This is a genomic window from Niallia sp. (assembly GCF_031978665.1).
Lineage (GTDB): Bacteria > Bacillota > Bacilli > Bacillales > Cytobacillaceae > Niallia.
Genome location: NZ_DALZDK010000009.1, coordinates 34,623 through 41,969 on the forward strand (window position 1 = coordinate 34,623; position 7,347 = coordinate 41,969).

Genomic DNA, 7,347 nt, shown 5'->3' on the forward strand with positions numbered 1-7,347 from the left:
TTAACTTGATAAAGTGAGAGTTCCAATTATTTTGTACTTGAGTTTCGCAGGTTCTTGAGATAAGATGATGACATATAAAAAGTCAATTTGAAAGCAGTAAGATTTATCCTTTTAAACTAATATTAAAGCAAATCAAAATAGCATGTGGTATTTCCAAAAGAAAAAAAACTCTTTGGAAGTACTATATGCTATTTTTTTGTCTGCATATTTTATAGTCAAGATTTACGTTGATTATGTTAAAGGGGGTGATTCCGAACGGGATTTTGCAACTAACTAATTAAATGACCAGTTCATTAATAAGCGACTTTAAAAGCAACTGGACATTGATAGTCCTATATTTTTTCAGCTTTTAAGTCAGACATTATGAATAATAATTGACTACATATAAGTGGGGGAAGAACAAGTTGGATGTTTTTGGATATATAAGGGTTAGTACAAAAACTCAAATGGATGGGTATGGGTTAAAAACGCAGGAATCAGCAATTATAGACTTTTGCCAAAAGAATGGATACGACTTAATTGAAGTATTTCGAGATGAGGGAATCTCTGGAACGATTGCAAACAGAGACGGATTAAATGATTTAATTAGTTCTTTTGGTGAAGTAAAGAAAGTTGTAGTATTAAACACCTCCCGACTTTGGAGAAGTGATACAGTCAAAGTTTTAGTTCACAGAGAATTTCAGAAGCATTCGGCTGACGTTATCAGCATTGAACAGCCTAATTACAGCGGAATTTACACGAAAAATCCAAATGACTTTTTGGTTAATGGGATGATGGAATTGCTCGACCAATATGAGAGAATGAGTATCGCTATGAAGCTCAACAAAGGCCGTAGAACAAAAATTAAAATGGGCGATAAAGCATGTGGGAATGCTCCTCTTGGCTATAAGTGGAATGATAAAGCAAAGATTATTGTTGATGAAGAAACAGCGGCCATTATCGAATTGATTTTCAAAAAGTATTTGGAGTTACGCAGTCTTGGGAAACTTAAAAAGTATTTAGACAACTCTGGGGTAAGAAGCAGTAGGGGGAACAGATTTAGCAAACAGGCCTTGGTTGGGATACTAAAGAATGATTTTTATAAAGGTGTTTTAAGACACAGTGATTTGATTATCGAGGGGAATCATAAACCGTTGATAAATAAGGTCGTATTTGGGAAAGTACAAGCTCTAATTAATAGAAACAGAAAAGCTGGTGTAAGAAATGAGAAGTGAGTGGAACGAGGAAAAATTACAAAGGTATATAAAGGAAGGTAGAGGACAGGGAGAATTTGAATCCTATAAAGGATTTATTCGAGTGCAGGACTTCGGCTCGGTTGGCAGAAGCAGTCGTTTAAGAACTTGGCGATGTAATCGGATTGTCCACCTACTGTCGGATATAGAAACACGATTCTTCTACCTAACTGAGTTTGACGATTCAATTTTACAAGTGAAAGAGCATGTGCCTTTATACGATTTTGAAGAAGTAGTTGGGGAGCAAGAAGATATAGATATAAGGAAATTTAAGGATAAACAATCGGGATTTCCCTACATTTTAACCACGACCTTTCTAATTACAGTTAGGGGAAATGACGGAAATACCTATGATGTTGCAAGGAGTGTTAAAGCAAGTCATGTATTGGAAAGAAAGGCAGTGATTGAACGCTTCGAGTTAATAAGACGTTATTTTTGGAAAAAAGGTATTGATTGGGCGTTATTAACCCAAAAGGAGCTTCCAATAGTTAAGGCGAAAAACATCGAGTGGATACATCCAGCGAGGTTTTTAGAGGAAACAACGGATTTTACTAAAGGTGATATTTCGTATATTTCAGGAATTCTTTTGGAATCACTCTATAAAAATAAAAGACCAGTTCGGGAGATAACAAGTTCAGTTGATTCTCAACTAAATCTTGAAGCTGGTTCAGGGTTGTTGTTATTTAAACATTTATTAACAACAAAACAGATAAAAATAGATATGAATAAGAAGATTGAATTAAACCAATCGGCAGAAGTTTTAGAGATAGTTCCGCAAGAAAGGCAGGGTGAAATAAAAATTGCTATTGACCGTTAATACGTTAATCGGTTATACGGGAGATTCGTTAAAGGATACCGTTGAAAGAATATTGTGGATTAGCAGTGATTATACAGTTGCAGTTTTGATTGATATTTATGCTAACAAGAGCACTCCAATATATAAAAATGTAGAAGACATTGTTAATGATATTGAGATTAAAGGTGCAACCGTTATTAAAGATGACCCTTTCCAAATTTTTAGAAATGATAATGAGATTAATGAAAAAGAGAAGGAGATTCGGAATAAAGCATGGGAGATAATAAAAGCCATTGCGGAGAAAGAAAATGAACCAGAAGTTTTTAATGCAAAGAAACGTGCAGAACTTGTTAAAAAGGCAAGTGGAAAATTTGGAGTAAGTAATAAAACAGTCTACAAGTATTTAAGGCGATATTGGCAAAGGGGAAAACACATGAATGCCCTTTTGCCAGATTACAAGAATATAGGGAGGTCTCAGGAAAAACAAGCAACAGGTAAAAAAAGGGGGAGACCAAAAAAATATAAAGATATTGTGGGTGAAGGTGTAAATGTCAATGAAGAAACGAAACGGATATTTAGGATAGCACTTAATAAATTTTACTATACAAAGTCTGGTAACTCCTTAAACACTGCATACCAGTTAATGAGGAAGGAATTTTATGCAGATGGTTACAGGATAGATGGAGGCATTAGGAAGCCAATATTAAAACCATCCAGTGAAGTTCCAACCTTTGGACAGTTTAAATACTTCTTTTATAAGGAGCGAAACTTGAAGAAGGAAATATACTCAAGGCAGGGGTCGAAAGAGTATTTGCAAAATCATAGAGCATTATTGGGTAACTCTACGGTAGAGGCTTATGGACCAGGTTATTACGAAATTGATGCCACCATTGCTGATGTTTACTTAGTCTCCAGATATAACAGAAATTGGATAATCGGAAGGCCCGTCATCTACCTCTGTGTGGACAAGTTTTCCATGATGATTACAGGACTATATGTGGGCTTAGAAGGACCTTCTTGGAATGGGGCTATGAGTGCTCTTGCTAATTCGGCAAGTAATAAAGTGGATTTTTGCAAAGAGTACGATATTGAGATTATAGAGGAGCAATGGCCATCCCGCCATCTTTGCGATACTTTGATAGCTGACCGAGAGTTGCAGGGTAAGATGGTTGAGACACTTGTTAGTTCCTTACATGTTAAAGTACAGAACACAAGTCCCTATAGAGCCGATATGAAACCTTTTGTAGAAAGAAAATTTCAAATTATTAATGAGAAATCCGTACAACCATTTTTACCTGGAACTGTGAAAACAGATTTCCGTAAGAGAGGAAGCCGAGATTATCGTCTTGATAGCGTTCTCGATTTGTTCCAATTTACCCAAGTTATGATTTATTCGATTCTCGAATATAACCAAAGTTGGCTTTCTAATTATAATCGTGAAGAAATGATGATTAGCGATGATATAGAGCCTATTCCAATAAAGTTATGGAATTGGGGAATGAAAAATCGTGCTGGTTTATTGCGTTCTGTTTCAGAAGATACTGTGAAATTGTGTCTGATGCCAACTGCAAATGCTTATATAACTGGTAAAGGAATTAAATTCAAAGGGTTATTTTACACTTCTTCAAATCTTATTAGAGAAGGTAGTTTTGAACGTGTTCGTATAAGTGGTAGTGGAGAAAAGATTCATATATCCTATGACCCAAGAAATTTAAACTTCATATATATAAAGAAGGAAGACGGAAAAGAATTTGAGAAATGCCACCTTCTGGATTACCAAGAAGTTCACATAAACAAGAGTATTGAAGAGTTTGAATACTTACAGGAATATGAAAAGTTACTGAAAAAGCAAAAAGAGGATGAACAGTTACAATCCAAAATTGATTTAATTTCAGAGATAGAAAATATCGTTCAAGAAGCAGAGAAAATGACGAGGGAACAGCAGGATGAAACTGAGAGCAAGACACAAAAACTAAAGGGAATTCGTAAAAATAGGCAAATAGAAAAGATGATTAACAAAGAAAATGAGGCATTTGAACTTGATAAGAAAGTGACGAACGAAAAGGGAGAAGTTCTTTCATTTAATAGAATGAATAATCAAGAACCTGAAGAGGGACCAGAAGAGTTTGAAAATGAAATGGCCCTATTAAGAAAGAAGCAGAAGGAGAGAACGTATGGAAAAACAGAATAAAGTAATAATTCCAAACGGTGGAGAAGCTGTAATGGCAAAATATAGAGACCAGGAAGTGATGGAATACAGAAACAATCCTTTTATCGAAGCTCTTCCTCCCATTCTTTCAAAGGAGGAGGTAGTTGATAAATTAGCCTATTATCCACCTTTTAATGAAAATGAACGTAACTTGGATAGTCATATAAGACTGCACCTTGTCCAGCGATTATTCCAATATTACCAGCCAATTTTTCAAACGCTTGATTTGGAGTCAAGGGTCTCCAGGATGATTCGTATGGGTTATGTTCATAAAAATCCTTTTAAACCAGAATTCGCTCAAGGATTGCACGAAAACTACAAGTCGATTCTAAACGCAAACATAGATATGTACAATGGCAATTTAAAAAGCACGTCTTCTGCAATGACGATTTTGGGACCATCAGGAATCGGTAAAAGCCGAATGATAAATGTGGTACTATCAGCTCTACCACAACTTATTGTTCATTCTCGCTATAAGAATAATGATTTTAATATGTATCAGTTGGTCTGGCTTAAATTAGATTGTTCATTCGATGGAAATATTAAAGGTGTTTGTATTGATGCATATAGGAGCTTGGATAGTTTATTGGGTACAAGCTATTATAAGCGGTTTGGTTCAGCAAGAATGCCCATAGCCTCCATGCAACCTGCTTTATCTCAAATGCTTAGGGTTCATGGGGTTGGACTACTGGTAATAGACGAGGTGCAGTCGCTGAGCGTTGCCAAATCTGGTGGAGCAGAAAAAATGATGAACTTCTTTCATTACTTATCTAATATGGGAACTCCTATTCTTTTGATAGGAACACCAAAGGCACTTCCTTATTTAAGAGGCGACCTCCGCCAAGCACGAAGAGGCAGTGGTCAGGGGGATATGGTGATAGAACGCATGAAAAAGGATTTTAATTGGGATTTAATTCTCGAAGGAATGTGGGATTATCAGTGGGTGAGAAAGCCAACTGCTCTTACACAAGAGTTTAAAGATATTTTATATGATGAATCTGGCGGAATAACAGATATTGCGATTAAACTTTTTGTCATGGCTCAAGTAAAGGCAATTTCCAGTGGTAAGGAACAAATAACTCCTGCATTAATAAGAAAAGTGGCAAGAGAGAATTTGCAACTAATTCAGCCGATGATTAATGCTATAAGAAGTGGCGACATTAAAGCTATTTCGAGATACGAAGATATCGCACCTATAGATGTAGAAGGGTTTATTAATCTGGAATTTTCTACTGTTTCTATGAACAATAAAATAAAAGAAATTCAAAAAGCGAAGAAAAAGCAGGAGAAAAATTGGAAGGAAAACGTGAGGGAACAGTCTATCTTAAAGTTAATTGAGTTGGATGTTGAACCAGGCAAGGCAAAAAAGTGTATTGATACTGTGATTGAAAAGCAAGGACAAGAATTTGATATAAAGGGGATTGTAAAAGAGGCGTTTAAGCTGTCTATAAATATAGAAGAAAGTAGCCCTATACCGACTAAATTACCAAAGAAAATGGAGTTGCAAAACAAGCAAGATTTAAGATTGATTGTTTCGGAAGGAAAAGCAAATGGTCTATCTGCCCATGAAGCACTTAAAGAAAAAGGAATTATTAAAGTGATAGAAAATGATTTCTTCAGTGTGGGGTGAGAATAATGGTTGGTTTTTTTCCAACACCGTATCCGAATGAGTTGTTATATAGTACATTAGCACGTTTCCATATAAGAAGTGGGAACATCAGCCCCAAGGCAACCATTGAAGAGTTATTTGGCTCTCGTTCTGTCACTACTGTTGTCGATTTACCAGCCAACATAGATAGCTTGATAAGCAATTTACCGATTGGAAGTGCATATACTGTGGAAAATTTGATAATGGAGAACACTTTATATCCATTTTATAGTGCCTTTCTTCCGCCAGAACGTGCCAAAAGCATCTTGCAATCTATGAAGGGTAACAGCGGTGGAAGCATCCATAATCGAATAGGTGTTATGGCAAGTACAATTGCAGAGAATAGATATATTAGGATGTGCAAAGAGTGTGCGACAGAGTCATTAAAGAAATATGGAGAAGTGTATTGGGTGAGAAGTCACCAAATTCCTGGGATTATTATTTGTTCAAAGCATAAGACCTTACTGTACAACAGCAAAGTATTAGTACATCACTTTAACAAAAATGAGTTTGTTCCAGCAACTGTAGACAATTGCAATTTAACCGAAGAACATACAACCTCAAAGAATATAGAAGATGCTATAGAATCTGAATTTATCCCCAATTATATTCAAGTTGTAGATAATGTGGATAAACTATTAAACAATCGTTATTCCAATAAGCCACCTGAATGGTTTTTCTCTCAATATATAGAGAGGTTAAAGTTGATGGGATTAGCAAATATAAATGGAAGTGTAAAGCAAAAAGAACTTCGAGAGCAGTTTCTTGAGTTTTATGGGGAGAATTTATTAACGATAGTCCAATCATCCGTTACTAATAATGAAAGTTGCTGGTTAAGTATGATGGTTAGAAAACCACGTAAAACTGTTCATCCAATTAGACATCTGCTGATGATTCAATTTTTAGGAATTATGTTGGAAGACTTATGGAATGAGGAAAATGAGTATTTACCTTTTGGCAAAAGTCCTTTTCCATGTTTAAATGCGGGAGCAGACCATTATTTACAGCCAGTAATTACTGAAGTGTCTATACGGTATGACAGTAAAATCAAGCGGCCAGTTGGGACATTTAGCTGTTCCTGTGGGTTTGTTTACGCACGAAAGGGACCCGATAGTAGTGAAGATGATAGGTACAAGGTTGGAAGAGTAAAAGAGTTTGGAGAAGTATGGAAATCAAAGCTAAAAGAACTTTTTCAAATGAATTTAAGTATGAGAGAAATCGCAAGAAGATTAAAGGTAGATGTAAATACGGTAAAGAAATATGGTCAGAATTTAGGAGAAACCGAAGTGGAACTCGGTTATAAAAGAAAAGACAATCTTATTAACAAGGATAGTTTTCGTAATGAATGGCTGGATTTGCAGAAGCGATATCCCGAAAAGAGTAAAACGGAACTGCGGAAGGTTAATAGTGGTCTTTATACTTGGCTATATCGCAATGATAGGGAGTGGTTAAATTCAAACTC

5 protein-coding genes are annotated in these 7,347 nt (G+C 35.7%); all 5 read left to right on the forward strand.

Annotated elements, in window-relative coordinates:
- The first annotated feature begins 404 nt into the window (after window positions 1-404).
- The gene (locus tag RTL21_RS06715) at window positions 405-1,214 is read left to right on the forward strand and encodes a recombinase family protein (RefSeq protein ID WP_052126233.1); all 810 of its coding nucleotides are present in this window, start codon (window positions 405-407) and stop codon (window positions 1,212-1,214) included.
- A complete protein-coding gene (locus tag RTL21_RS06720; RefSeq protein WP_312094593.1) occupies window positions 1,204-2,049 on the forward strand; it encodes a TnsA endonuclease C-terminal domain-containing protein in 846 nt (281 codons plus the stop codon). The genes RTL21_RS06715 and RTL21_RS06720 overlap by 11 nt, the downstream gene beginning before the upstream one ends.
- Complete coding sequence (locus RTL21_RS06725) at window positions 2,039-4,219, forward strand: Mu transposase C-terminal domain-containing protein (protein WP_197414230.1); 2,181 nt, start codon at window positions 2,039-2,041, stop codon at window positions 4,217-4,219. The genes RTL21_RS06720 and RTL21_RS06725 overlap by 11 nt, the downstream gene beginning before the upstream one ends.
- The gene (locus tag RTL21_RS06730; RefSeq protein WP_062686389.1) at window positions 4,203-5,867 is read left to right on the forward strand and encodes an ATP-binding protein; all 1,665 of its coding nucleotides are present in this window, start codon (window positions 4,203-4,205) and stop codon (window positions 5,865-5,867) included. Before RTL21_RS06725 ends, RTL21_RS06730 begins: the two co-directional genes overlap by 17 nt.
- A 5-nt stretch (window positions 5,868-5,872) precedes the next feature.
- Window positions 5,873-7,347 (forward strand): TnsD family Tn7-like transposition protein (locus RTL21_RS06735; protein ID WP_312094598.1); only part of this gene is annotated, 1,475 nt, incomplete at its 3' end.

What these genes read in the sequence shown, in the direction of transcription:
- RTL21_RS06720 (WP_312094593.1), top strand. Translation starts at nt 1,204, where the DNA reads ATGAGAAGTGAGTGGAACGAGGAAAAATTACAAAGGTATATAAAGGAA.
- RTL21_RS06730 (WP_062686389.1), top strand. Translation starts at nt 4,203, where the DNA reads ATGGAAAAACAGAATAAAGTAATAATTCCAAACGGTGGAGAAGCTGTA.